A 22216-nucleotide genomic window follows, 5' to 3' on the forward strand; every position below is an offset into this window, starting at 1 on the left:
AATAGGCAACCCAAATACGCATGAACATGGAAACAAGGAACAAATATTTCTCTTACCTCAAAAGCGATCCACTCCCGCCAAACGATGATCTATCTATGATAAGCATCAATCCCCCACAGAATAATTGAATAAAAATAAATTGTAAGCAGCTTATAAAGAAGCCTTTATTAGCTAATTGGCATTAGTGCAGCACAATTAAGTAAAAATAAATAGTGCATTGTCGCCAAACTGTGTTAATCTTGCGCCGCTCTGTTGTTCAGAGTTATTAATGATAAAGAATAAAGTAAAAGTAAAACCCTTAGTCAAATATGTACCATTTTTTGTCCTCAGTGTTTCCCTTAGCTTCTCGTAATACTTTAATAATTCAGCTACTCAGCACATCGCAATGTCGCGATAATTTTTAATGAATTTAATAAGGGACAAACATGTCTAATTCAACTACTGGTATCGTAAAATGGTTTAACGAAGAGAAAGGTTTCGGCTTTATCTCTCAAGAAAATGGCGGCGCTGACGTATTCGTACATTTCCGCGCTATCGCTTCTGACGGTTTCAAAACCTTAGCAGAAGGCCAAAAAGTATCTTTCGAAGTTGAGCAAGGTCAAAAAGGTTTACAAGCTGCGAACGTAGTTCCTGCTTAAGCCTTAGCTGCTTAACTTAAAAAAGGCGACCTTAGGTCGCCTTTTTTGTATCTGCAATATTGCCCTTGGAACTGTTCCCTTTCTACCGCACAGTCAAAGTGCAACAATCTGATCAAAATCCTTATATCTTTCATAATAGAAGGTTCACGACAACGCATTATACCTCGCTTCACTAAAGTAATCCCCTTAACTCGTACGACAAAACCTTCGATTAGCTGTTGCTTTATTAAGCAGTGGTAATGCAATTGATGAAAGACTACAAAAAATGAGACATAGCACATAGTTATGACGTTTAAACTCATGCTACAAAAGATCTGCAGCAACCGATAAATCTGGCCAACGCTATCAATTTTCAGTGAGAATATGAATGGATATAAGTTGACCGAAAAGAAATGCGGTGCCTATGATGGCACTGACATCCATAATTAAAGGTAGGTAATTTATGACAGCTATTTCTCATGTCTACAACTATACAGTTCGATGCCCGCACATTAAGGATCCCGCTCATCCCACCACATGGCAAAACCATGTCGAATTTAACGAGTCATGCGAAATAGGTTTAAATCGTATCACTAAATGGCACGACCGTTCTGGCCACCGTATTTTTGAACAAGATGGATTTATCGTCAGAGAAGCAGATGGAGAAAGCTCATACTTTTCAATGCAAAGCGGCCGACTCAATGGCAACGGCAACATTTTGGTGACCTTTAAAATCTATATGGATGATTCGACCAAAGATACTTCTGTACAAGAGATAATGGAGCATCTTATCAAAGACTATCAACAGAGATTATCTAAACTGGATTAACAGCGCGGTTTGTCCCACATTTCAAAATTACTACCTCCCACTGCGGAGGTAGTTTATTTTTAGACTCGGTATATCTTGCGCTCATATAACAACGCTATATTTTGCATGACGTCATTCGGCCAACCTTAAGTTGCGATTGAATACTTTACTCAACTTAATTTAAGGCTAAAATAGTGCCACTCCCCGTTCATGATTGTTCGCTGTAATATGAAAACATTAATCACTGCTATCGTCATCTGCATAACCCTGTCAGGCTGCGCTGAACTAAAAAATACCAGTCAATCCATCGGCGAAACAACCAAAGAGGTCACTACCGAGATTGGCCACGCTACTCGCGATACCACTAAAGCAATAGGCCATGCCTCTCGTGATGCGGTGAAATCGGTAAAAGCAGATTTAAGCAAAAAGGATTAAATTGCTTTAAATTTGCTCGGGCCTGTTGAGTCTTTGCTGGTTGAATTTTATTCGATAAAAAACAACCTTGAAAGATCAGCAAGCCCTAAAGAGCAACTCTAAGCGCTTAAAATGTTCAAGCGCTTAATATTGTTATCGTTAAGCGGCATTAGCACGCATACCATGAGGTTTAGGCAAGCCATTCTCATCGACGTTAACAAAAATCATTTTATCGATACTGACAACAGGCAATAGCGACATTTTATTGCGTACCTCACAACGTACTGTTATTGAACTCACTCCAGCACTAATCAGTTCTAAGCCAAACTCGATAACATCGCCCTGCCTCGCTGGCGTCATAAAATTAATTTCGGAAATGATCTTAGTCACAATGCTTTGACTGCGCATCTGACATGCAGCAAATATCGCCGCCTCTTCGTCAATCCAACTTAAAAGCTGTCCACCAAAAAGCGCATTGGCTGGATTAAGGTGCTCTGGTTTAATAAAACGTCGACTGTAGTACTTCATAATTGGCCTCCTGCTAAATACTCACAAAGTAGTATCAAAATCCAAGCCAATATTAAAACATCAATAAAATCAACGAACCTTTAAAAAGGGTGGTATGAAATTGGCACCTAAATGGTGCCTAGGTGCACCAATTTTAATCATCAACAAAACTCATATTTTCACCTGATTAACACAATTGAAATCCAAATGACCCATTTCTGTCATATGAATAGCAGACAATCAGGCCGCTTTATCTCAATTGAAAACTAATTTTCAACCCTACATAACGGATGATGAAAGTGATGATGATAAAAAGATTAGCTGCATTAATTTCTTGCAGCCTAGTGTCGATGGCAGCCAACAGCGCCGCACTGCCAAGTGTTCAATCGAATAGTCCTTGGTTTAAAGACAGCGCCCAATTGGTTACAGAGAAAGCCAACTTAGAAACTAAAACTAAGGCTAAAAATGTCATTCTATTCGTTGGTGATGGTATGGGTATTTCAACCCTAACTGCCGCGCGGATCTATCAAGGACAACAGCAAAATGGTAATCAAGGCGGTGAAGAGAACTTCCTTAGTTTTGAAAAGTTTAACCATACGGCCTTAGTTAAAACTTACAACACCAATCAACAAACGCCAGACAGTGCAGGTACCATGACAGCTATCGCTACTGGCGTAAAATCTAAGGCTGGTGTGATTTCTGTTTCTGATGCAGTGTTGCGTGGAAACTGCTTGTCATCAAAGGGAAATGAGTTAGTAACCTTAGTCGACCTTGCTAATGCCAAAGGTCTATCTACCGGGGTGGTCAGTACCGCTCGTATTACTCACGCAACACCAGCAGCGACCTATGCCAACAGCCCAGAACGTAATTGGGAAGCCGATAGCAACCTTCCCGCCGAAGCCGTCGCCAATGAATGTAAAGATATCGCCTACCAAATGGTAATGCGGGATAAAGATAATGCGCTGAGCGTTGCCTTAGGTGGCGGTCGCCGCGCATTTATTCCTAATACTGTGACTGACGGTGAAAACAAATCTGGTAGCCGCAAAGATGGCGTTGACCTGACTCAAGCTTGGATGGACAACTTCGACAACGCCGCCTACGTCTGGAACAAAGCAGAATTTGACGCCATTGATGTTGCGACCACCGACCATCTATTAGGCTTGTTCAACTCATCACACATGGAATATGAAGCCGACCGCGCCGATGATGTAGGAGGTGAGCCCTCACTTACTGAAATGACAGCAAAGTCGATTGAGCTACTGAAAAAGAACGACAAGGGTTACCTACTGATCGTCGAATCAGGCCGTATCGACCACGCACATCATGCAGGTAATGCCAAACGCGCCTTGATGGATGCTGCTGAGCTCTCCAATGCGGTACAAGCCGCTTATGAGAATACCGATCCAGATGAGACCTTAATTTTAGTTACTGCCGATCACAGCCATGTATTTACCATCGCAGGATATCCAAAACGTGGTAATCCAATCTTAGGTTTGGTGCATGGCGTCGATGGCAGTGTATCAACCGCAATGGATGGCAAGCCTTACACCACTCTCGGTTACACCAATGGTCCTGGTGCCGTGGTTGGCGTTCGTGATGATTTAACCTCGGTTGACACACAAGACACCGACTTCATGCAACAGTCACTTGTCCCTATGGGAAGCGAAACTCACGCCGGTGAAGATATTAGCCTGCACGCAACGGGTCCAGGTTCGAACTTGGTACAAGGTGTTATCGAACAGAATGTCATTTTCCACATTATCAACCAAGCACAGTCGCTTGGCGGTACTAAGTATTAATTGGGAGCAAAAACGATGAATAAGAAACTACTTGTACTGTCTTTAGCAGCCATTCTAGGTTTAGCGGCATGCGGTAGCGATGGTGACAACGGCGCAGATGGTTCCGCTGGAAACCCTGGCACACCTGGTACTGATGGCACTAATGGTCAAGACGGTAAAGATTGGAGCGCGGTAAACCAATGGTATCTTGATGGTCAAAACCGTGTGACCAAAGCCGAAGGCATTTCCCCCAACAATCAAGCGGGCGCAGCTAAAAACATCATCCTATTCGTTGGTGATGGCATGGGCGTATCGACCGTTACTGCGGCGCGGATCTTAGATGGTCAGCTAAAAGGTCACACAGGTGAAGAAAACTCGCTCTCCTTTGAGACACTGCCTCACCTTGGCTTAGCGAAAACCTATAACGTCGATGGGCAAACACCAGACTCAGCCGGTACTATGACAGCTATGGTCACTGGTGTTAAGACCGACGTTGGTGTTATCTCACAAGCCGAAGGCGTAACGCGCGGTAACTGCGCATCAACCTCGGGTCAAAACCTTGTTACATCACTTGAGTTAGCTGCCATGGCGGGCCTGTCAACGGGTGTGGTATCGACAGCGCGTATTACCCATGCAACCCCGGCAGCAACCTATGCTCATGTCCCCGAACGTGATTGGGAAGCAGACAGTAACTTACCTGCAGAAGCGGTAACTAACGGTTGTAAAGATATCGCTGCGCAACTACTGGACTTTAACCAAGGTAAAGGGGTTAACGTGGTTATGGGCGGTGGACGCCGTGCATTTATTCCTAATACTACGGTCGACCCAGAGGGTAAGCCGGGTAAGCGTAAAGATGGCCGCGACTTAACTGCAGAGTGGTTAGCTCAATATCCCAATGCAACTTATGTGACCGACCGTGACAGCTTTCTCGCCATGGATACGGCAAACACCGACCATGCGCTAGGCTTGTTTAACTCGTCACACATGGAATATGACTATGACCGCGTAGAAACCGGTGTTGAAGGTGAGCCTTCACTTGCCGAAATGACCGCGAAAAGTATCGATATTCTGCGCAAAAACAACAAAGGCTTCGTGCTGATAGTTGAAGCGGGTCGTATCGACCATGCGCACCATGCTGGCAATGCAGCGCGTGCTCTGCACGACACAATAGCGCTATCAGAAGCAGTACGCGTTGCTATGGAGAAAACCTCAGCTAACGATACATTGCTGATGGTCACAGCGGATCACAGCCATGTGTTCACCATCGCCGGTTATCCAACCCGTGGTAATCCAATCCTAGGGTTAGTGAAGAGTAACGACGCTAACGGCGTACCAGCGGTAACGAACTCGACCGATGCAAACGGCCTGCCCTACACCACAGTTGGCTACGCTAACGGTTTAGGTTTTGCTTCACTAGCAACGGGTGGTGATGAGCGCTATAACTATGCCGCCATGGCAGGACGAGTTGACCTTAACTACACAGATACCCAAAGCGCTGGTTTCCACCAAGAGGCCTTAGTGCCGCTAGGAAGCGAGACCCATGCAGGTGAAGATGTGGCAATTTTCGCTCGCGGACCAGGATCTAGCCTGATTGAGGGCACAGTTGAGCAAAATCATATCTTCCACGTGATGAACTATGCGGGCGACTTAGTAAACAAAGCAAACGCTGCGGCGCAATAAGCAGCCATAAGCCAAACTGCAATAACTGTGGCCTAGCGGTGGCGAAAACGGCAGATGTTAACATCGCGTTCCCACTATCGCTAGGCTGCTATTTTCAAACAAAAAACAGATCACGGATTAGGCCAAGGAGTCTTAGATGTCTTGCCATTCAACACAATTAACAAAGCCAGCGCACTCATCGAGCCTAAAACGGCTCATTAAATTAATGCCTCTGCTTTGTGCTTCATTTTTAGTCAGCAATGCTGCCTACGCGAGACAGCAACTGGATAGTCAGCCAAGCGCCGCCGCCGTCGTCTTTAATGAGCGGTGCAGTGAAGCGATCAGCGACATAAAATATCAAGCAAGCTATCAGATCACCACTACAGATAATCAATCTCATCAACAGCAAACAGTTGGGTTAACCCTGACTCGTTTAAATGACAACATCATCTATCAACATAATGATGTGAGCTTCGAGGTGTGGAATAAAAATGGCGAATATGCGCGCTATTTTCCCCAAGAGCTGCGCTCTATTAGCTATCGCCGTGGCGATCTGCTCGCGCTCAATATCAACACAGATCTCGACAAGCAGTTTCATCTTATCTCACCGCAGGGCTTATCTCAGCTGACTAAACTCAGCACAAGCGCAGGTAAATGCTACCGTCAGCAGCACTATAACAACGATGACACTCGCCATCCGATCACTGTCAACTGGCTAGCTGAAATGTCATTACCCGAATCGTTTACACTCGATAACGGCCGACACACCGTCAGCTATCAACTCACTGGGTTAAAGCCAATAAGCAGCGACAGCTTTAAGCAACTGCTCACAGGTTATCAAGATCTGGATTTTGCCGATGTGGGCGACAGCGAGTCCGATCCATTTATCGCCAAAATGATCACTCAAGGATTTATCCAACACGGAAGTTCAGGCTTCTATTCAGCCGATGGGCAGATGATCGATGCCGGACACGGCAGTCACCAACATTAATACCAATCAGTATTAAATTTCAATGAAAAAGCCATCGGAAACAGGATGGCTTTTTGGTTATATTGCTCCGAATTTTTAATCGAACTTATACCAGTGTCTTTAACACCTTAATAAAGGTATCGATATCCTCTCGGCTTATATCGGCATGAGTGACGAAACGGATGTTAGCGCTTGGGCTAATGAGTATCCCCTTGCTCTTTAAGCCTTCAGCTAGACTGGTAATATCCAGCTGGTCACTAACCTTGGCAAACAACATATTGGTTTGCACCTGCGCTATATCAACCTCAAATTCCGCTAGGGCATTAAGCTGCTCTGCAAGATATTGAGCATTGTCATGATCTATGGCGAGTCGCTCCACTTGCTCATCTATGGCGATTTCAGCGGCTGCAGCCAATATGCCCGCTTGACGCATACCACCGCCCAGCATTTTACGCCAACGGCGGGCTTTGTGAATAAAGCGCTCATCTCCCAATAGCAATGACCCCACTGGCGCGCATAAGCCTTTAGATAGACAGATAGAAACTGAGTCAAAATATTGAGTAATATCGCCGATCTGTATCTGTTGTGCCACCGCAGCATTGGCAATACGGGCACCATCAAGATGAATTTTAAGACGGCGATTAAAGGCTAACGCTTGGGCATCACTTAGGTAGTGTTGCGACAATACCTTACCACCTATGGTATTTTCTAAACTCAATAAACGCGTTTTAGCAAAGTGAATATCATCAGGCTTAATTGCGGCTTCGATATCGCTAAGCAATATAGAACCATCGGCCTGATTAGTTAATGGCTGCGGCTGGATACTACCAAGCACGGCTGCACCACCCGCTTCAAATTTGTAATTATGCGCCTGCTGACCGCAGATATACTCATCGCCTCGATCACAATGTGACATTAAAGCGAGCAAGTTAGCCTGAGTACCCGATGAGGTGAATAAGGCGCAATCAAAGCCAAAGCGTTCGGCCGCCATCGACTCCAACCGATTCACGGTAGGATCATCTCCGTACACATCATCGCCCACTTCGGCGTTAGCCATCGCTTGACGCATTTTAGATGTTGGTTGAGTTACTGTGTCACTGCGAAAATCAATCATTTATCCCCTATCCTAACGCGACTTAATCCACATGGTGTTGGCATATTACTCCGACGAAAAACGCCTCGCTAGCACCTTAGTCCATTTTTGTAGAAATAAATCTTCTCGCAAATGCCGCCTTATATAGCAAACGCTATCACCAAGAGTAGAATAACGAACCATGCAACGAACCATGCAAAGCCCCGTATCTCAAGTGATACCACTCCCATACTAAGTTCAGAACACTTAAATAAGTAAAGGTTATCCGTAGCCAACCAACAATCCTATAAATAGTGAGCTAAACCTAAAGACTGACAGATAGTTTCATTATCAAAACTAATCATAAAAAACAAAAAATATCGCTGTTAATAGCCTTGCCGCTAGGGCAATATGCGCCTCTTTTTCATTATTTGAGTACAAGATGCATCAGGCTGAATTTATTTCCTTACTTTGGCTCATTGGCATCATAGCCGAGGCGATGACTGGCGCACTTTGCGCAGGAAGAAAACAGATGGATCTCTTTGGGGTCGTCATCATAGGTTGTGCTACCGCCATTGGCGGCGGAACATTAAGGGACATGTTACTAGGTAATTATCCGTTAATCTGGGTTGAGAACGTGCATTACTTATTAGCGATTGCATTTGCGTCCCTGCTTACCGTGATCATCGCCCCTGTTATGCGCTATCTATCTAAACTGTTTTTAGCCATTGACGCATTGGGGCTTGCCGTATTTTCGGTTGTCGGCGCGCAGAAAACCTTAATGTTAGATTTCAACCCAGTTGTTGCGATAGTCATGGGTGTAGTTACCGGAGTATTTGGTGGCGTGATACGAGATGTATTATGCAACCAAGTGCCACTGATCTTTAAAAAGGAGTTGTATGCGCTAGTCGCATTACTTACTGCATCGCTTTATATCGCCCTTAGCTACTATGGGATCGTCGAATGGCTAAATTTAGCCATCTCCCTCAGCTTTGGTTTTGGATTTAGAATGTTGGCGATTCGCTATCATTGGGGTATGCCAAAATTCGATTATCAGCACAATCAAGATGGCGAAATCCATTAACCACTAGCGTGGTTTCGTCGCTAAAGAAAAAGGTCGGCAAATGCCGACCTTTTATTATTCAAAAACCTGACCCACTTAATACAGATTAAGCCGCTGGGGTTTCTTTGACATAGATATCCATCTGTGGATAAGGAATACCAATATTGGCTTCGTCTAACGCCAGTTTAATCTGCTCAAGGATCTCAAAGCGTGCCGGCCAGTAATCTGCACCTTTAACCCATGGGCGAACTACAAAGTTAATAGAAGAATCGGCTAATTCGACTAACGCAACGGTATAAGCAGGATCTTTCAGTACATGGCTATTGTTATCTAGCACTTGCTTAAGTACCTTCTTAGTTTCTTGCAGATTAGCATCATAAGACACACCAATCACAAGATCGATACGACGAGTATCCATCGCTGAGTAGTTAGTAATAGTGCCATTCATAACTGCCGAGTTAGGTGCAACAATCACCTTGTTATCAGGCGTACGAAGTTTAGTCGAAAAAATAGTGATCTCATCAACCGTGCCAGCAATACCCGCAGCCTCGATATAATCACCCACACGGCAAGGACGGAACATCACCATCAATACGCCTGAAGCGAAGTTTGATAGAGAACCTTGCAGTGCTAAACCAACCGCTAAACCGGCGGCACCGATAACGGCTACCAGCGATGCGGTTTGAACACCAATTTGTCCTAAAGTGGCAATGATCGTAAATACAAACACTACGGCCCAAGCCATGTTTGACACGAATGACACTACGGTTTGATCTATTTTACGCTTAGTCAGCAATTTTGACGTTAGGCTTTTAGCCACTTTCGCAAAATACTTACCAACAATAAAAATAACTAACGCCATAATAACCTGCAGACCGTAAGTCACGATCAGCCCAGGCGCTTGCTCAATATAACTATCCAGATTTTCCATGTAACGCTCCCTTATAAAATGGACTCACTTTCTAGTGAGACTCAACAATAAACTCTACCCTTCGATTAAGTGCCCGACCAGCGTCAGTTTGATTATCAGCTATCGGCTGGGTACTTCCTTGCCCGACAACGCTAAATCGCTGAGGACTAAATTGATAATCCTCAACTAATATTTGCGTCACATTTACCGCTCTGTCATAGGACAAGGTTTGATTAAACTCAGCCTCGCCCACATTATCGGCATGACCAACAATGCACAATGTAGCTGGATACTGATTTAAAAACGATTGTAACTCGGCCAAATATCGCCATTGTGAATAATCAACTTGCGCGCTAGCGAAATCAAAAGTAACCACTATTGGCGTTATTTTTTGGCAATGTGCTGGATAGGTTTCACCACTGGTCGTTGGTAAACAAAACGACTCGATGATCTGCCTTTCGCAGCCGCTCGCATCAACACTCGCTCCAATTTGAGTATTAGGGCAAGCATCCTTATTGTCTGGCACACCATCTTTATCGATATCGCTCCAAGTTAGCGAATTAGCGCTACTTGTTAGTGAAACACTCAAAAGAAGGATAGTAATCCAAGCTTTCATTAAGGTATCCCTAAAAGTACACAAGTTAATGCTTTCTTTTTTGGCCTCAAAAGCATGAAAATATCAAATATTCACCACAAAATAAGACCTTTATTTTATATCCTTCTGCACTAATCTCCAATAAAGGAATAAGCAACTACCACATTTATTTTAACAGGCGTTAAATTAACAAATCCAAAACCAACAGTATCACTATCAACACTGCCAATTTCTTTGCCCTTATTAGCGCGCCCCGCTCTCCCTATATAACTTAGTTCTGCAGTAATCAAAAAGCCAATTGACAGCGATTGCATAGAAGAAAAACACAACTAAAAACAATGCCTCAAGCATGAATGCCGCCAATAGACCTATGTCGAGAAACCATAACATCATAGGCAGGCTAATAAACACGAATCCAACCTCAAATCCCAGGCCATGGATGAGCCGCAGTTTTTTGAGCGTTCAATTCGATGGTGGCCAAACTGATCATCAAGTCAAAGATACCGAGCACAGAAGTGACCAACTCGAGCATTCTTCCGACATTGGTATGTCGACAACGACTACGTATTACAGGAGTTAGCCAAAGCAGAATGTGGTTAGACACTTGTGCCTAAAGACTTGGTAATTGAGCCGATCGATAAACAGCAGTTGTGCCCTATCTCCATGGCTTTCGAACAGTTTAGTAGGATTGCAAATATGGATGTTATTCAATATCACGGAGTGGACGGTGAGCTAAGTTAAGCGATTAAAAAATATGATGAGTCAAAATCAACACCCACGAGATATGAGCTAACACATAAAGGTTATCTTATCTGTTAGCTTATTGGGGCTATATCGCTAATGCGTAGTAACTGAAGCTTGCTGATACCAATTACACCAAGCCGGTTTAGCCTCGGTGGTTAGTTGAGACTGCATCCCTTGCAGCAAACGGATCAGAAGCGCTCTATCATCTGTTTTAGTCGAGTAAAACAGCGGATCATAAAAACAGCGACGTTGCAGTGGCTCAAGCTGAGTATCGAAACCTTTATCAACGCCAGATACACACAACTCCCGAGCCTTATTTTGCAGATTCATAGCCGATTCATCCTCGAGAAGATGGGCGATGGGCCCCATCAATAGGATAAGCGCGAGTCTGCCCGGTGGATTTTTTTGCCATGCATCTAACTGCCCGCTTTTAGCCCCACTTAATAACTGCTGCCAATTATCCAAGGTGTCACGACTGAGTTCATTGATCTCAACACCAGTCCCTTTCTCATAATGGTTAAACCACTGCTGTAAAAACTGCTCCACGCTGCCTCCATTACCAATCTAAATCGTCATCTGAGAATAGCATTAGCATAAGGACTAAATATCTTGGACTTTGGTCTAGGATAGGGGGATTTTTATCAAGCGATTAATCTGAGATCGGCTTTTTAGACGCCCACAACTGACGCAATAAAAAAGCGACTTTTAAAAGTCGCTTTTTTAGATAAATGTCTGCATTTAGTTACTTAACCTGAGCTCGGGTTAAGAGATGGAGCAAGGTTAGCTGACTTGGGCGTTTTACGTAAATGTCGCCTCAAACTTGTCATTTTTTACTAACAAGGCGTATTGACGCGTCAATAGCCTACCTATTGCGAGTGAATACAACACTGTTAGCGGAATAAAGGGCTGTTTGAGATATATTTTTATCCCGAGTCAAGCTTACTTAGCTTCTGGCTTAGGTGGATATTGCAACATCATCTCTGCAATCGCTTTATTGACCACTTCGATACGCTCTTCTGGGGTATTCTTATCACGAATAGTATCGGCTACCGAACCGCGCCAAATCAGCTTACCCGTCTCACGATTGACTAAATCGACAACCAATGTACCTATCTCATATTCACGTACCGTTGTCTGGGTATGCATGCTACCGCCCCAAGCCCAACCAGGACCATAATATGGGTTGTAGCCAAAATTAGTATTGAAGGTATCGACATTTATTTTCTTATCGACCTTAGTGAAATAGTTAACTAGAACATCAGCCTTATCTGCTTCTGTCTTAGCAATCCCCTTAAACTGCAACTGCGTGTCGACGGCACTTCTAACCCTTTGATCCATCAAACCATCTAGATGATAAGTCGTGTCTTCACTCTTCTGAACGACCCAGGCATAACTTTTTATCTCATTAAAATTCACATTAGGATCATAATCTGAGCTCGACTTCATCGTGCTACACGCGGATATAGCCAGCGCAGCGGCTAAAACGATTACTTTCTTCATAAATACTCCAGCGTAAAAGGGCTAAATTTCAACCGATAACATATTAGAGTAAAGCTTACAGAGCATACTTATTATCTACAACTCTATTTTCATTAAAAAAACTCTCAATTCTGCTTGACTTAAATTACAACCCAAATGATAATGATTATCAATTAGGTTGTTTGAGGATTTCCAAATGATATGGTTTATTAGTGCATTCATTATCGCAAACGCCATTTTTATGTTTGCCCCTAAATCACTGACGACATCCAATAACACTTTGGCGAGTCAATCTAAAGGACAGGGTGTTCTTTTACTCTTGCCATTACTTGCATTTATCTTAATTTTGATCAGCATCCTTATTGGCAATGGCTCTACCCAAGCGCTTGTGGCCATTAGTTTTGCTCTCACAGGTTGCTCGGTGGCCGTTGCTCAATTTCACCGTTTTATATTACCCTGCGCGGCTTTAACGGCAATTTCACTTATCGCCATGGTAATACAGGCGTTATAACTGCTTTTTCACTGAGAAGTTTGCTCACACATTGCACTAACTTGTTTAGTTGCTTTTTGGATACTAAAGGCAAGATATCTCCCTGCAAATCGATATTTTGCCCGATCCCTGACCACATCTCGTGGTCTTTTTTTTAGCTATTCCCTGTTAGCGCTCCCACAAGATAACGCAATTTGGTAAACTCAAACCATACTCCACAGCAAGTAAATTAATGATGAGAATCGATCCCAATATCACCTTAGTCTATAGCACTGATGGTGGAAAAATAACGGAAAAGAATGAACCCCAAGCGATCCCACAAGGCGATGGCATAGTTCGTATACACAAAGACAGTAAGGGAAGAAAAGGTAAAGGCGTTTCAGTCATCAAAGGCCTAGGACTCGATGAGAAGGAGTTAAAAGCACTGGCTCAAAAACTCAAGAAACAATGTGGATGTGGTGGTACAGTGAAAGAGTTTAATATCGAAGTTCAAACTGACAATCGTGAACTCTTGAAGACCCTACTTGAAAAGCTCAATTATCAAGTCAAATTGGCCGGAGGCTAAAGCCCCGTGGAGTGCCAGATGGACAGCTTACAAAACCATTTACTTATTGCCATGCCTTCGCTGCATGATACCTTTTTTGAGCGCGCTGTTATCTATCTCTGTGAGCACAACGAACAGGGTGCTATGGGCGTCATGATAAACCGCCCTATTGGGGTCGATGTCAATGAACTGCTTAAACAGATGCAACTTGACGATTTTCATACCATAGAAGATATCAACAGCCAGGTACTTTTAGGTGGTCCAGTCGCGCAAGAAAAAGGCTTTGTATTGCATAGTCCGCAATCTCAATGGAGCAATAGCCAGCAGATCAGCAATGAACTCATGCTAACCACCTCAAGAGATGTACTCACCTCGTTAGGCAGCAACAATGCGCCAGAGCATTTCATTGTCGCGCTCGGCTACGCGGGATGGGGACGCCACCAATTAGAACAGGAACTAGGGGAAAACTCCTGGTTATCGATCCCAGTTGATCACGATATCTTATTCAATACCCCACACGATGAACGCTGGATAAGAGCCACCCAATCTCTTGGTTTTGATATCGGCCAACTGTCGAGCCAAACAGGCCACGCCTAATCCCAACAGGAATAACAATGAGTTCATTAAGTGTACTAGGATTTGATTTCGGAACTAAAAGTATCGGTGTCGCTATCGGTCAACAAATCACAGGTAGTGCCACGCCTTTAGTCTCGATTAAAGCCAATGACGGTATTCCTAAATGGGAAGAGATTGGCTCACTTATCGAAGAATGGAGGCCTGACTTAATCGTTGTTGGACTGCCGTTAAATATGGATGGCACCGAACAGGAGATGACCCAAAGAGCACGAAAATTCGCTAACAGAATTACAGGCCGATTTGGGGTTAAAACCGCCACCCAAGATGAACGCCTCACCACTGCTGACGCCAAGGCGAGACTGTTTGAAATGGGTGGGTTTAAGGCCCTATCGAAGGGCCAAGTCGATTCAATGTCGGCGGTGCTAATTATCGAAAGTTATTTCGAAAATCTCTACTAAGATTTGATAGTTAGATGGCGGCCAAACAAGGCCGCTTTTTATTGCCTAGGCTTTTATCCCATATCTCAGTTTATTTCATGTACGGATATATGATTAAGCTCCTTTGTGTGAGTCAATATGCTCAAACCATGTATCTAAATTAGCCTTAATTACCATAGTCATAAGTGTTCCCACTATAGTGATAAGGTTAATTTGACCTCTAACTTAGATCGTATCTTGCTCGCTTTGAGGCAAAAAGGCGCTAAGTCTTTTCCATCTATCAGCAACGAATGAAGTCAAATCAAAGATATAAAATATCCCAGTGTAAGCGCGGTTTTGGCTCTTGGCGACTGAACGTCGCCGTGGAGCCTCCATGGACGGAACCTCGGCGAGCTAAAAGAGTGCTTGCACATTCGTCGTTCCCTCACATCCCGGTGATCACGATATTGGTGCTTCCATGCACTGCACTCGCCGGACAGGCAATAAGTAACAGCAAAGGTATGATCCGCGAACTTGCTTCATCAATAGCCAAACGCTAAAAATGAAATAGGCCTTCATTCGAAGGCCTATCGGTATCTGCTAGCAATAAAAATGTAACTAAGCCAAATAGGGCTTAACCAAATTTTCCATCATCGCGATATGCGCATCATCATCATTTAGCGCTGGAATATAGCGATAATGCTTACCGCCCGCTTCTGTAAATAACTCACGATTTTCATGCTCAATCTCTTCTAGCGTCTCCAAACAGTCGGCGCTAAAGGCTGGGCAAATAATGGCAACGTCATCGATGCCCTCTTTCGCTAGGCTCTGCAAGGTCGCATCTGTATATGGCTGTAACCATTTGGCCTTACCAAATCGAGATTGGAAAGTAGTGACATAATCACTCTCTTGCAAACCTAACTTTTCAACGACTAAACGCGTGGTCTTTTTACAGAAACAGTAATAAGGATCACCCAAGTGCAGATTTCTCTCTGGCATACCATGATAGGAAAGCACCAATTTTTTAGGCTTACCATGCAGGTCAAAGTCACGCTTAATTGAATCTGCCAAGGCCGAGATATAATCGATATTATCGTGATAGGTATGAATAAAATGGACACTCGGCAGATAACGCCAAGTGCGCAATTCTTGGGTCAACGCATCGAAAGCCGATGCTGTGGTTGGCGCCGCATATTGTGGATACAAGGGCAATACCACCAGCTTGTCAGTTCCCTGCTGATGCAGACGATTAACCGTGTCTTTGACGCTGGGCTCGCCGTAACGCATACAAAACTCGACATGAACCTCATCGCCCTGCTCGCTAAAACGCTTAGCTAACTTGGCTGTTTGCTTTTGCGTGATCTCCATCAGGGGCGAACCAGACTCACCCCAAATTTGTTGATATAAGGCGGCCGATTTTGCTGGGCGAACACGTAGAATAATCCCGTGAAGTATGATCATCCACACAAGTTTGGGGATCTCTACAACCCGAGGATCCGCTAAAAATTCGGCCAAATAACGACGAACAGCCGATGTAGTCGGGGCGCTGGGCGTACCCAAATTCATCAGTAATACCGTGGTTTTTGCGCGCGGTTGATGCCCCTGCTCTTTGGTTAACCCTGTAAATTTTGCCAATTTAACTCCCTGCTTATCCAGTTTTTATAATTGTTTTTCGATTGCTTCAGTCAAAGCAATATCGTCAGGCTTTACGTTCGATGCAAATCTTTGGATCTGTTTCCCATCGGCGCTGACGAGGTACTTATTAAAATTCCAGTTTGGCTCGCGAGTCTCGGCCGCCAGATGTTGAAAAGGTTGCTGAGCCGATGCGCCTTTTACCGAGCCCGTGGCTGCCATGATAAAGGTGACACCATAATTGATGTAACAAACATCGGCAGTCTTAACCTCTTTTGCCTCTTCTTGATTAAAATCATTTGATGGAAAACCTAACACTACTAATCCATCATCTTTATATTTTTGATGAAGTTTTTCTAAACCTTTAAATTGAGGCGTATAACCACAGTGACTAGCCGTATTGACGATTAACACTGGCTTACCTTGAGTAAGCTGACATAAATCCAGCTCTTGTTCAGAGTGCAACTTACGCACTTTCACATCTAAGAATTCGGCACATTGCTTCGCATTTACCGAACTAGAAATAACACCACAACTGACTAATAATAATCCCAAATAAACAGATTTCATGCTCGCTTCTCTTATATTAATAAAAGGAAAACAGGATATACGTCCCGTAGACAAACGAAGATCAACAATTACAGCCAGTAATTACGAACAATAAAAAACCGATAACAGTAAATGCTATCGGTTGTTCAACGCCAAGATCTTAATCGAGATCTAAGGTCACCCCTTCCATAAAGCCTGAACTTGCGGCTTCTTTACTCTGCAGTTTAATCATTAAGCGCAGATCATTTGGAGAATCGGCATAGTGCAGTGCATCTGCATAACTAATCTCATTCTCTAAATAAAGCTTAAGCAAGGCCTGATCAAATGTCTGCATCCCCTGCTCATTAGATTTAGCCATGGTTTCTTTTAGCAGGTGTAGCTCATTTTTCTGAATAAGACTGGCAATACGAGGCGTGTTGATCAATACCTCAATGGCAGCTCTTCGACCGCTGCCATCGCTCTTAGGGACCAGTTGTTGGGCGACAATACCACGAAGGTTAAGAGACAGATCGAACAACAGCTGTTGATGCTTACTCTCTGGCACTAAATGCATAATACGATCCAACGCTTGGTTAGCGTTGTTGGCGTGCAAGGTGGCCATACACAGGTGCCCCGTTTCCGCGAAGGAGAGGGCAAACTCCATGGTTTCTTGGCTACGGATCTCACCAATCAAAATCACGTCGGGTGCCTGACGCAGAGAACTTTTCAGCGCCGCATCAAACGACTCGGTATCAATACCCACTTCACGCTGAGTAATAATACTCTTGCGGTGATCATGAACAAACTCGACTGGATCTTCGATGGTTAAAATATGTCCGCGAGCATGGGCATTTCGATAACCGACTAGCGCGGCAAGTGAAGTCGACTTACCGGTACCCGTACCACCCACCATGATGATCAGACCGCGTTTACTCATCACCAAATCTTTTAAGATCGGTGGTAGCTTTAATTCTTCAACCTCAGGTATTTTGGTCTCAATACGGCGCATTACGCAGCCAGGAGATTCACGCTGCCAAAAAGCACTCACGCGAAAACGACCAAGATCCTTAGCGGCATAAGCAAAGTTACATTCGCGGCTTTCATGAAACTCTTTACGTTGAGCCTCTGTCATTAACGATTCAACAAACTCTAATGACTGCTCCGGCGTAAATGCGTTTTCCCCTAGCGGCCTCACCTCACCGTCAATTTTGGCGCTAGGCGGAAAACCTGCGGTAATAAATAGATCCGATGCTTTACGATCTGTCATTACTTTTAAAAATGGACGAACTTCCATAATCAAACCTTACTTAGAAACTAGCATTCTTGTTCGAACTCTTAGACATCGCGTCTTCGCGAGTGATAAGCCCTCGATTAACTAAATTTTGTAAACACTGATCGAGTGTCTGCATTCCATGAGCCATACCAGTCTGAATTGCCGAGTACATCTGCGCTACCTTATCTTCACGAATAAGGTTACGGATCGCAGGCGTTCCCATCATGATCTCATGTGCGGCAACTCGCCCCCCACCCACTTTCTTAATGAGGGTTTGCGAGATAACCGCTTGCAGCGATTCAGATAACATGGTTCTGACCATGCCCTTCTCGCCTTCGGGGAAAACGTCGACCACACGGTCAATGGTTTTCGCCGCTGAGGTGGTATGTAGGGTACCAAAAACTAAGTGACCCGTTTCTGCCGCCGTCATCGCCAGTCTAATGGTTTCAAGGTCACGCATCTCACCCACAAGGATCACATCCGGATCTTCACGCAGCGCACTTCTCAGCGCGGCGTTGAAGCTGTGGGTGTGTCTGTGCACTTCACGCTGGTTGATTAGACATTGCTTGTTCTGGTGGACAAATTCGATAGGGTCTTCAATGGTCAAAATATGATCATGGCGATTCTCATTCACGTAATCGACCATAGCGGCCAGAGTGGTACTCTTACCCGAACCTGTGGGGCCTGTTACCAGCACTAATCCGCGAGGGAAACTGGAGATCTTTTTAAAAATTTCGGGTGCGCCCAGTTTTTCAAGACTCAAGATCTCACTTGGAATAGTACGAAATACCGCGGCGGCACCACGAGACTGGTTAAACGCATTGACACGAAAACGGGCTAAATTAGGAACTTCGAACGAGAAATCGATCTCGAGATGTTCTTCAAAATCTTTACGCTGCTTATCATTCATGATGTCATAAACAAGACTATGCACACCTTGATGATCTAATGCAGGCAGATTAATCTTTCTGACCTCACCATCTACACGTATCATTGGAGATACTCCCGCAGAAAGGTGTAGATCTGACGCATTGTGCTTTACACTAAAGGCAAGTAACTCTGTGATTTCCATAGTATGGGATATCCATTCAACCAAAAACTTACATCATGACAACAATAGCAGACAGACTGGCTAACGCCCACCAAAGAATCGCTCAAGCGGCGCAAAATTCATCACGTAATAGTAATGAAATTAAGCTGCTGGCCGTGAGTAAAACTAAGCCTAATACTCAAATAATAGCTGCATATGAAGCAGGTCAGCGTCTTTTTGGTGAAAACTATGTCCAAGAGGGTGAATCGAAGATAATTGCACTAAAACCCGACTACCCAGACATCGAATGGCATTTCATTGGTCCATTGCAATCAAATAAGAGCAAAACCATCGCCGAACATTTTGACTGGATGCATACCCTAAGCCGAGAAAAGGTAGCCAAAAGGCTCAATGAACAAAGGCCCGCTCATCTTAAGCGTCTCAATGTCTGTATTCAGGTCAATATTAGCGCAGAGGATACAAAATCAGGTATTCATCCAGATGAAGTGCACGCATTAGCCGCCATTATCGAATCATTACCCCGTTTGCGCTTACGGGGCCTGATGACGATTCCTACTGCAACGGATGACGTGGCGATTCAACATCAGGAACTCTCTAAAATGCAGCAGGTTTACCAAACTCTAAAACAACAATATCCAACACTTGATACCCTATCTATGGGGATGAGTAACGATCTAGAACTTGCGATTGCTGCAGGTTCCACCATGGTCAGAATTGGTAGTGCCATTTTTGGTGAGCGTGAATACCCTCACAATCAGGCCGTTTAACGCCTTGTTTTTACGTTGTCTGCCCAAATATAGACATTATAGCCTTAAGATAGAAAATAGATTGAGAGCCCTATGACACAGAAAAAAATATGCTTTGTCGGTGCAGGTAATATGACCCGCAGTATCACCAGTGGTTTAGTTAAAAGTGGCTATGCGCCAGAGCTTATCCATGCTACGAATCCCAGCGAAGCCAAGCTAATTGCGCTGCATCAAGAGCTGGGAATTAAGGTGTCCCATGACAATCTAAAAGCAACCGAAGAGGCTGATGTCGTCATACTTGCAGTAAAGCCTCAGCTAATGGAACAAGTTTGTCAGCAACTGAGTCAGCTCGACTTATCACAAAAATTGATTGTGACTATAGCGGCTGGTGTAACCGCCAAACGTTACCACGACTTTTTTAAGCAGCCGATAAAACTCATTAGAACCATGCCCAATACGCCAACACAGGTTGGTTATGGGATGACAGGCCTGTATGCCGAACCTTCAGTATCTGATGCAGATAAAGCCCTTTGTGAACAGATAATGAAAAGCGGCGGCGAAGTGGTATGGGTTTCAAAAGAGGATGAATTAAATCAAGTTATTGCATTGGCAGGTAGCTCTCCCGCCTATTTTTTCCTTATGATGGAGGCTATGATTGACAGTGCTAAACAAGATGGTGTCGATGAGTCTGTGGCACGAGCATTAGTACAACAGGCAGCCCTTGGGGCAGCGCAAATGGTGAAACACAATGCCGAGTTATCGGCGCGGCAACTGAGAGAAAACGTCACCTCAAAAGGGGGAACGACAGCTCAGGCCCTTGCCGCATTTGAACAAGCTGACTTAAGAGGCATAGTAAGAGGCGCGATGCACGACTGTATCGCTCGCGCCGAAGAGATGGCTAAACAATTTTAATTTGAATTTTTCGATAATTGCTAAGTAGAGAAACCCAATGAATGCATTAAGCTTTTTAGTGAATACCGTATTTGACCTGTACCTGATGGTGGTCATTATTCGCATCTGGCTGCAGCTCGCCCGTGCAGACTTTTACAACCCGTTTAGCCAATTTGTCGTTAAGGCAACCCACCCTATCGTCGCGCCTATGCGCCGAGTATTACCTGCAATGGGTGGATTTGATACCGCCTCTGTGGTGCTGGCGTTATTAGTCGTGGTTGCCAAGTTTGTGGTGTTAAGCCTGATCGCAGGCGCGGCCATTAGTATCCCAACGATTCTGCTGGTCTCTGTGGTATCGGTATTTAAACAAGCGGGTGTTCTACTGTTCTGGATGTTAATTTTACGCGCAATTTTGAGTTGGGTCAGTCAAGGTCATAACCCTATCGAAATGGTCATGGGCCAATTAACAGAACCCTTGCTAGCGCCAATCCGCCGAATTCTTCCACCTATGGGTGGTTTAGATCTGTCATTGTTAGTCATGATGATTATTTTAAACTTCCTCAATATATTGCTATCACAATACGTGCCGTTTTGGGCCAATGTTTAATGAGCCCAGTGACACAGCTACAAGGTGATCTGTTACTTAAACTATATATTCAGCCTAAAGCCAGCCGGGACCAGATTGTCGGTCTCCACGGCGACGAGCTAAAAGTCGCGATCACCGCGCCGCCTGTCGATGGCAAAGCTAATGCCCATCTCAGCAAATATCTAGCAAAACAGTTTAAAGTCCCTAAGGGCAGCATAGTCATTGAGAAAGGAGAGCTAGGCAGACATAAGCAAGTTAGGATCATCGCACCTAAGTTGTTACCAGCAGAGATCTGTGCGTTACTTTAAGCAATATTGTAAGCAAATAACTCTACAAACCACATAGTTAAATGATAGTAGCTATACTAAAACCTAATATTTAGACGCTAGGAGTTCACCATGTTCCGTCCCCTATTTTTCACTCTACTTCTCTCATTAGGGATAGCCACTAACGCTTTTGCCGAACAGAAACAGAGTGTAGGCAATTATGATATCCACTATGTCGCCTTAGGCAGTACCTTTATTACCCCAACGATTGCCAAGTCCTATGGGATCCAGCGCAGCAGCTATACTGGGCTGGTTAATATCTCAGTTCTAGATAAAAGCGTTGAGGGTAACCCAGCGATCCCAGTAGAAATCTCTGGCATTGCAAATAATCTACTCGATGCACGTATCGACTTAGTATTTAGAGAGATCCGTGAAGGCGATGCGATTTACTATATTGCCGAGGTTCCCTACCGTGATGACCAAGAGATAAATTTTCAAATCGCAATAAAATATGGCAAGACCCTTAATACACAAGTGACGTTTAAACAGAAATTCTATGTCGATTAATCCATGAATCAATAATCTCCCTTCATCCTGTGCT

General features: G+C 44.2%; 27 protein-coding genes. 16 read left to right on the top strand and 11 right to left on the bottom strand.

Features of this window, described 5'->3' with window-relative positions; genetic code table 11:
• Positions 1–425 precede the first annotated feature (425 nt).
• From cspE to K0I73_RS13405, 3 genes are all read left to right on the top strand, one after another.
• On the top strand, positions 426–638 hold the full coding sequence (gene cspE / locus K0I73_RS13395; protein ID WP_220061580.1) for a transcription antiterminator/RNA stability regulator CspE: 213 nt from the start codon (positions 426–428) through the stop codon (positions 636–638).
• A gap of 442 nt (positions 639–1080) precedes the next feature.
• Complete coding sequence (locus K0I73_RS13400; RefSeq protein WP_220061581.1) at positions 1081–1446, top strand: cytoplasmic protein; 366 nt, start codon at positions 1081–1083, stop codon at positions 1444–1446.
• A 207-nt stretch (positions 1447–1653) separates the two neighbouring features.
• On the top strand, positions 1654–1860 hold the full coding sequence (locus K0I73_RS13405; RefSeq protein WP_220061582.1) for a hypothetical protein: 207 nt from the start codon (positions 1654–1656) through the stop codon (positions 1858–1860).
• A 138-nt stretch (positions 1861–1998) separates the two neighbouring features.
• Here the strand turns inward: K0I73_RS13405 and K0I73_RS13410 are convergent, their stop codons facing one another.
• On the bottom strand, positions 1999–2367 hold the full coding sequence (locus K0I73_RS13410) for an acyl-CoA thioesterase (protein WP_220061583.1): 369 nt from the start codon (positions 2365–2367) through the stop codon (positions 1999–2001).
• 281 nt (positions 2368–2648) lie between these two features.
• Here K0I73_RS13410 and K0I73_RS13415 point away from each other — a divergent pair, with 281 nt between their 5' ends.
• The 3 genes from K0I73_RS13415 (at position 2649) to K0I73_RS13425 (ending at position 6774) form a co-directional block, all read left to right on the top strand.
• The gene (locus tag K0I73_RS13415; RefSeq protein WP_220061584.1) at positions 2649–4145 is read left to right on the top strand and encodes an alkaline phosphatase; all 1497 of its coding nucleotides are present in this window, start codon (positions 2649–2651) and stop codon (positions 4143–4145) included.
• Between the two features lie 15 nt (positions 4146–4160).
• Positions 4161–5804 carry an alkaline phosphatase gene (locus K0I73_RS13420; protein ID WP_220061585.1) on the top strand — a complete coding sequence of 548 codons (1644 nt, stop codon included), beginning with the start codon at positions 4161–4163 and terminating at the stop codon, positions 5802–5804.
• A gap of 136 nt (positions 5805–5940) precedes the next feature.
• Complete coding sequence (locus K0I73_RS13425) at positions 5941–6774, top strand: hypothetical protein (protein WP_220061586.1); 834 nt, start codon at positions 5941–5943, stop codon at positions 6772–6774.
• A gap of 85 nt (positions 6775–6859) precedes the next feature.
• Here the strand turns inward: K0I73_RS13425 and ltaE are convergent, their stop codons facing one another.
• Positions 6860–7867 carry a low-specificity L-threonine aldolase gene (ltaE, locus tag K0I73_RS13430; protein ID WP_220061587.1) on the bottom strand — a complete coding sequence of 336 codons (1008 nt, stop codon included), beginning with the start codon at positions 7865–7867 and terminating at the stop codon, positions 6860–6862.
• A gap of 400 nt (positions 7868–8267) precedes the next feature.
• Between ltaE and K0I73_RS13435 the strand changes: the two genes are divergently transcribed.
• Positions 8268–8909, top strand: coding sequence for a trimeric intracellular cation channel family protein (locus K0I73_RS13435; protein WP_220061588.1), 642 nt, complete (start codon positions 8268–8270; stop codon positions 8907–8909).
• A gap of 85 nt (positions 8910–8994) precedes the next feature.
• Here K0I73_RS13435 and K0I73_RS13440 read toward each other — a convergent pair whose 3' ends face one another.
• The 5 genes from K0I73_RS13440 to K0I73_RS13460 all read right to left on the bottom strand — a co-directional run bounded on the left by K0I73_RS13440 (position 8995) and on the right by K0I73_RS13460 (position 12637).
• Positions 8995–9819 carry a mechanosensitive ion channel family protein gene (locus K0I73_RS13440; RefSeq protein WP_220061589.1) on the bottom strand — a complete coding sequence of 275 codons (825 nt, stop codon included), beginning with the start codon at positions 9817–9819 and terminating at the stop codon, positions 8995–8997.
• 31 nt (positions 9820–9850) lie between these two features.
• A complete protein-coding gene (locus K0I73_RS13445; RefSeq protein ID WP_220061590.1) occupies positions 9851–10414 on the bottom strand; it encodes an OmpA family protein in 564 nt (187 codons plus the stop codon).
• A 222-nt stretch (positions 10415–10636) separates the two neighbouring features.
• A complete protein-coding gene (locus K0I73_RS19260) occupies positions 10637–10843 on the bottom strand; it encodes a chlorhexidine efflux transporter (protein ID WP_220064385.1) in 207 nt (68 codons plus the stop codon).
• A gap of 387 nt (positions 10844–11230) precedes the next feature.
• The gene (locus K0I73_RS13455) at positions 11231–11683 is read right to left on the bottom strand and encodes a DUF924 family protein (protein ID WP_220061591.1); all 453 of its coding nucleotides are present in this window, start codon (positions 11681–11683) and stop codon (positions 11231–11233) included.
• Positions 11684–12076: 393 nt separating this feature from the next.
• Positions 12077–12637: a DUF4136 domain-containing protein gene (locus tag K0I73_RS13460; protein WP_220061592.1), complete on the bottom strand. Its 561-nt coding sequence runs from the start codon at positions 12635–12637 to the stop codon at positions 12077–12079.
• Positions 12638–12812: 175 nt separating this feature from the next.
• Here K0I73_RS13460 and K0I73_RS13465 point away from each other — a divergent pair, with 175 nt between their 5' ends.
• The 4 genes from K0I73_RS13465 to ruvX all read left to right on the top strand — a co-directional run bounded on the left by K0I73_RS13465 (position 12813) and on the right by ruvX (position 14684).
• Positions 12813–13127, top strand: a complete 315-nt coding sequence (locus tag K0I73_RS13465; protein ID WP_220061593.1) for a hypothetical protein — start codon at positions 12813–12815, stop codon at positions 13125–13127.
• A gap of 214 nt (positions 13128–13341) precedes the next feature.
• Complete coding sequence (gene yciH / locus K0I73_RS13470) at positions 13342–13671, top strand: stress response translation initiation inhibitor YciH (protein WP_220064386.1); 330 nt, start codon at positions 13342–13344, stop codon at positions 13669–13671.
• An 18-nt stretch (positions 13672–13689) separates the two neighbouring features.
• Entirely contained in the window at positions 13690–14247 is a 558-nt protein-coding gene (locus K0I73_RS13475; protein WP_220061594.1) for a YqgE/AlgH family protein, read from the top strand.
• A gap of 17 nt (positions 14248–14264) precedes the next feature.
• Positions 14265–14684 (top strand): Holliday junction resolvase RuvX, encoded by a 420-nt coding sequence (gene ruvX / locus K0I73_RS13480; RefSeq protein ID WP_220061595.1) that lies wholly within the window; start codon positions 14265–14267, stop codon positions 14682–14684.
• A 576-nt stretch (positions 14685–15260) separates the two neighbouring features.
• Here ruvX and hemH read toward each other — a convergent pair.
• From hemH to K0I73_RS13500, 4 genes are all read right to left on the bottom strand, one after another.
• The gene (gene hemH, locus K0I73_RS13485; RefSeq protein WP_220061596.1) at positions 15261–16277 is read right to left on the bottom strand and encodes a ferrochelatase; all 1017 of its coding nucleotides are present in this window, start codon (positions 16275–16277) and stop codon (positions 15261–15263) included.
• A 24-nt stretch (positions 16278–16301) separates the two neighbouring features.
• A complete protein-coding gene (locus tag K0I73_RS13490; RefSeq protein ID WP_220061597.1) occupies positions 16302–16844 on the bottom strand; it encodes a glutathione peroxidase in 543 nt (180 codons plus the stop codon).
• A gap of 139 nt (positions 16845–16983) precedes the next feature.
• Positions 16984–18096, bottom strand: coding sequence for a PilT/PilU family type 4a pilus ATPase (locus K0I73_RS13495; protein WP_220061598.1), 1113 nt, complete (start codon positions 18094–18096; stop codon positions 16984–16986).
• Positions 18097–18109: 13 nt separating this feature from the next.
• Positions 18110–19147, bottom strand: a complete 1038-nt coding sequence (locus K0I73_RS13500; protein WP_220061599.1) for a type IV pilus twitching motility protein PilT — start codon at positions 19145–19147, stop codon at positions 18110–18112.
• Positions 19148–19182: 35 nt separating this feature from the next.
• On the opposite strand from K0I73_RS13500, the gene K0I73_RS13505 reads away from it, so the two are divergent.
• The 5 genes from K0I73_RS13505 (at position 19183) to K0I73_RS13525 (ending at position 22182) form a co-directional block, all read left to right on the top strand.
• Positions 19183–19893 (top strand): YggS family pyridoxal phosphate-dependent enzyme, encoded by a 711-nt coding sequence (locus K0I73_RS13505; protein WP_220061600.1) that lies wholly within the window; start codon positions 19183–19185, stop codon positions 19891–19893.
• Between the two features lie 72 nt (positions 19894–19965).
• Positions 19966–20784 carry a pyrroline-5-carboxylate reductase gene (gene proC, locus K0I73_RS13510; RefSeq protein WP_220061601.1) on the top strand — a complete coding sequence of 273 codons (819 nt, stop codon included), beginning with the start codon at positions 19966–19968 and terminating at the stop codon, positions 20782–20784.
• A gap of 37 nt (positions 20785–20821) precedes the next feature.
• Positions 20822–21370 carry a YggT family protein gene (locus tag K0I73_RS13515; protein WP_220061602.1) on the top strand — a complete coding sequence of 183 codons (549 nt, stop codon included), beginning with the start codon at positions 20822–20824 and terminating at the stop codon, positions 21368–21370.
• Positions 21370–21657 carry a DUF167 family protein YggU gene (gene yggU, locus K0I73_RS13520; protein WP_220061603.1) on the top strand — a complete coding sequence of 96 codons (288 nt, stop codon included), beginning with the start codon at positions 21370–21372 and terminating at the stop codon, positions 21655–21657. The genes K0I73_RS13515 and yggU overlap by 1 nt, the downstream gene beginning before the upstream one ends.
• Before the next feature lie 90 nt (positions 21658–21747).
• Positions 21748–22182 (top strand): DUF4426 domain-containing protein, encoded by a 435-nt coding sequence (locus K0I73_RS13525; RefSeq protein ID WP_220061604.1) that lies wholly within the window; start codon positions 21748–21750, stop codon positions 22180–22182.
• Positions 22183–22216 lie beyond the last annotated feature (34 nt).

The sequence above is a fragment of the Shewanella mesophila genome (assembly GCF_019457515.1).
GTDB classification, from domain to species: Bacteria; Pseudomonadota; Gammaproteobacteria; order Enterobacterales; family Shewanellaceae; genus Shewanella; species Shewanella mesophila.

Excerpts from the sequence above, each read along its gene's own strand:
- cspE (WP_220061580.1), top strand. The coding sequence starts at position 426 with ATGTCTAATTCAACTACTGGTATCGTAAAATGGTTTAACGAAGAGAAA.
- K0I73_RS13475 (WP_220061594.1), top strand. The coding sequence starts at position 13,690 with ATGGACAGCTTACAAAACCATTTACTTATTGCCATGCCTTCGCTGCAT.
- K0I73_RS13515 (WP_220061602.1), top strand. The coding sequence starts at position 20,822 with ATGAATGCATTAAGCTTTTTAGTGAATACCGTATTTGACCTGTACCTG.
- K0I73_RS13465 (WP_220061593.1), top strand. The coding sequence starts at position 12,813 with ATGATATGGTTTATTAGTGCATTCATTATCGCAAACGCCATTTTTATG.
- K0I73_RS13505 (WP_220061600.1), top strand. The coding sequence starts at position 19,183 with ATGACAACAATAGCAGACAGACTGGCTAACGCCCACCAAAGAATCGCT.
- ruvX (WP_220061595.1), top strand. The coding sequence starts at position 14,265 with ATGAGTTCATTAAGTGTACTAGGATTTGATTTCGGAACTAAAAGTATC.
- ltaE (WP_220061587.1), bottom strand. The coding sequence starts at position 7,867 with ATGATTGATTTTCGCAGTGACACAGTAACTCAACCAACATCTAAAATG.
- K0I73_RS13460 (WP_220061592.1), bottom strand. The coding sequence starts at position 12,637 with ATGAAGAAAGTAATCGTTTTAGCCGCTGCGCTGGCTATATCCGCGTGT.
- K0I73_RS13420 (WP_220061585.1), top strand. The coding sequence starts at position 4,161 with ATGAATAAGAAACTACTTGTACTGTCTTTAGCAGCCATTCTAGGTTTA.
- K0I73_RS13410 (WP_220061583.1), bottom strand. The coding sequence starts at position 2,367 with ATGAAGTACTACAGTCGACGTTTTATTAAACCAGAGCACCTTAATCCA.
- K0I73_RS13435 (WP_220061588.1), top strand. The coding sequence starts at position 8,268 with ATGCATCAGGCTGAATTTATTTCCTTACTTTGGCTCATTGGCATCATA.
- K0I73_RS13415 (WP_220061584.1), top strand. The coding sequence starts at position 2,649 with ATGATGATAAAAAGATTAGCTGCATTAATTTCTTGCAGCCTAGTGTCG.
- yciH (WP_220064386.1), top strand. The coding sequence starts at position 13,342 with ATGAGAATCGATCCCAATATCACCTTAGTCTATAGCACTGATGGTGGA.
- K0I73_RS13425 (WP_220061586.1), top strand. The coding sequence starts at position 5,941 with ATGTCTTGCCATTCAACACAATTAACAAAGCCAGCGCACTCATCGAGC.
- yggU (WP_220061603.1), top strand. The coding sequence starts at position 21,370 with ATGAGCCCAGTGACACAGCTACAAGGTGATCTGTTACTTAAACTATAT.
- K0I73_RS13440 (WP_220061589.1), bottom strand. The coding sequence starts at position 9,819 with ATGGAAAATCTGGATAGTTATATTGAGCAAGCGCCTGGGCTGATCGTG.
- proC (WP_220061601.1), top strand. The coding sequence starts at position 19,966 with ATGACACAGAAAAAAATATGCTTTGTCGGTGCAGGTAATATGACCCGC.
- K0I73_RS13400 (WP_220061581.1), top strand. The coding sequence starts at position 1,081 with ATGACAGCTATTTCTCATGTCTACAACTATACAGTTCGATGCCCGCAC.
- K0I73_RS13495 (WP_220061598.1), bottom strand. The coding sequence starts at position 18,096 with ATGGAAGTTCGTCCATTTTTAAAAGTAATGACAGATCGTAAAGCATCG.
- K0I73_RS13500 (WP_220061599.1), bottom strand. The coding sequence starts at position 19,147 with ATGGAAATCACAGAGTTACTTGCCTTTAGTGTAAAGCACAATGCGTCA.
- K0I73_RS13525 (WP_220061604.1), top strand. The coding sequence starts at position 21,748 with ATGTTCCGTCCCCTATTTTTCACTCTACTTCTCTCATTAGGGATAGCC.
- K0I73_RS13490 (WP_220061597.1), bottom strand. The coding sequence starts at position 16,844 with ATGAAATCTGTTTATTTGGGATTATTATTAGTCAGTTGTGGTGTTATT.
- K0I73_RS13445 (WP_220061590.1), bottom strand. The coding sequence starts at position 10,414 with ATGAAAGCTTGGATTACTATCCTTCTTTTGAGTGTTTCACTAACAAGT.
- K0I73_RS13405 (WP_220061582.1), top strand. The coding sequence starts at position 1,654 with ATGAAAACATTAATCACTGCTATCGTCATCTGCATAACCCTGTCAGGC.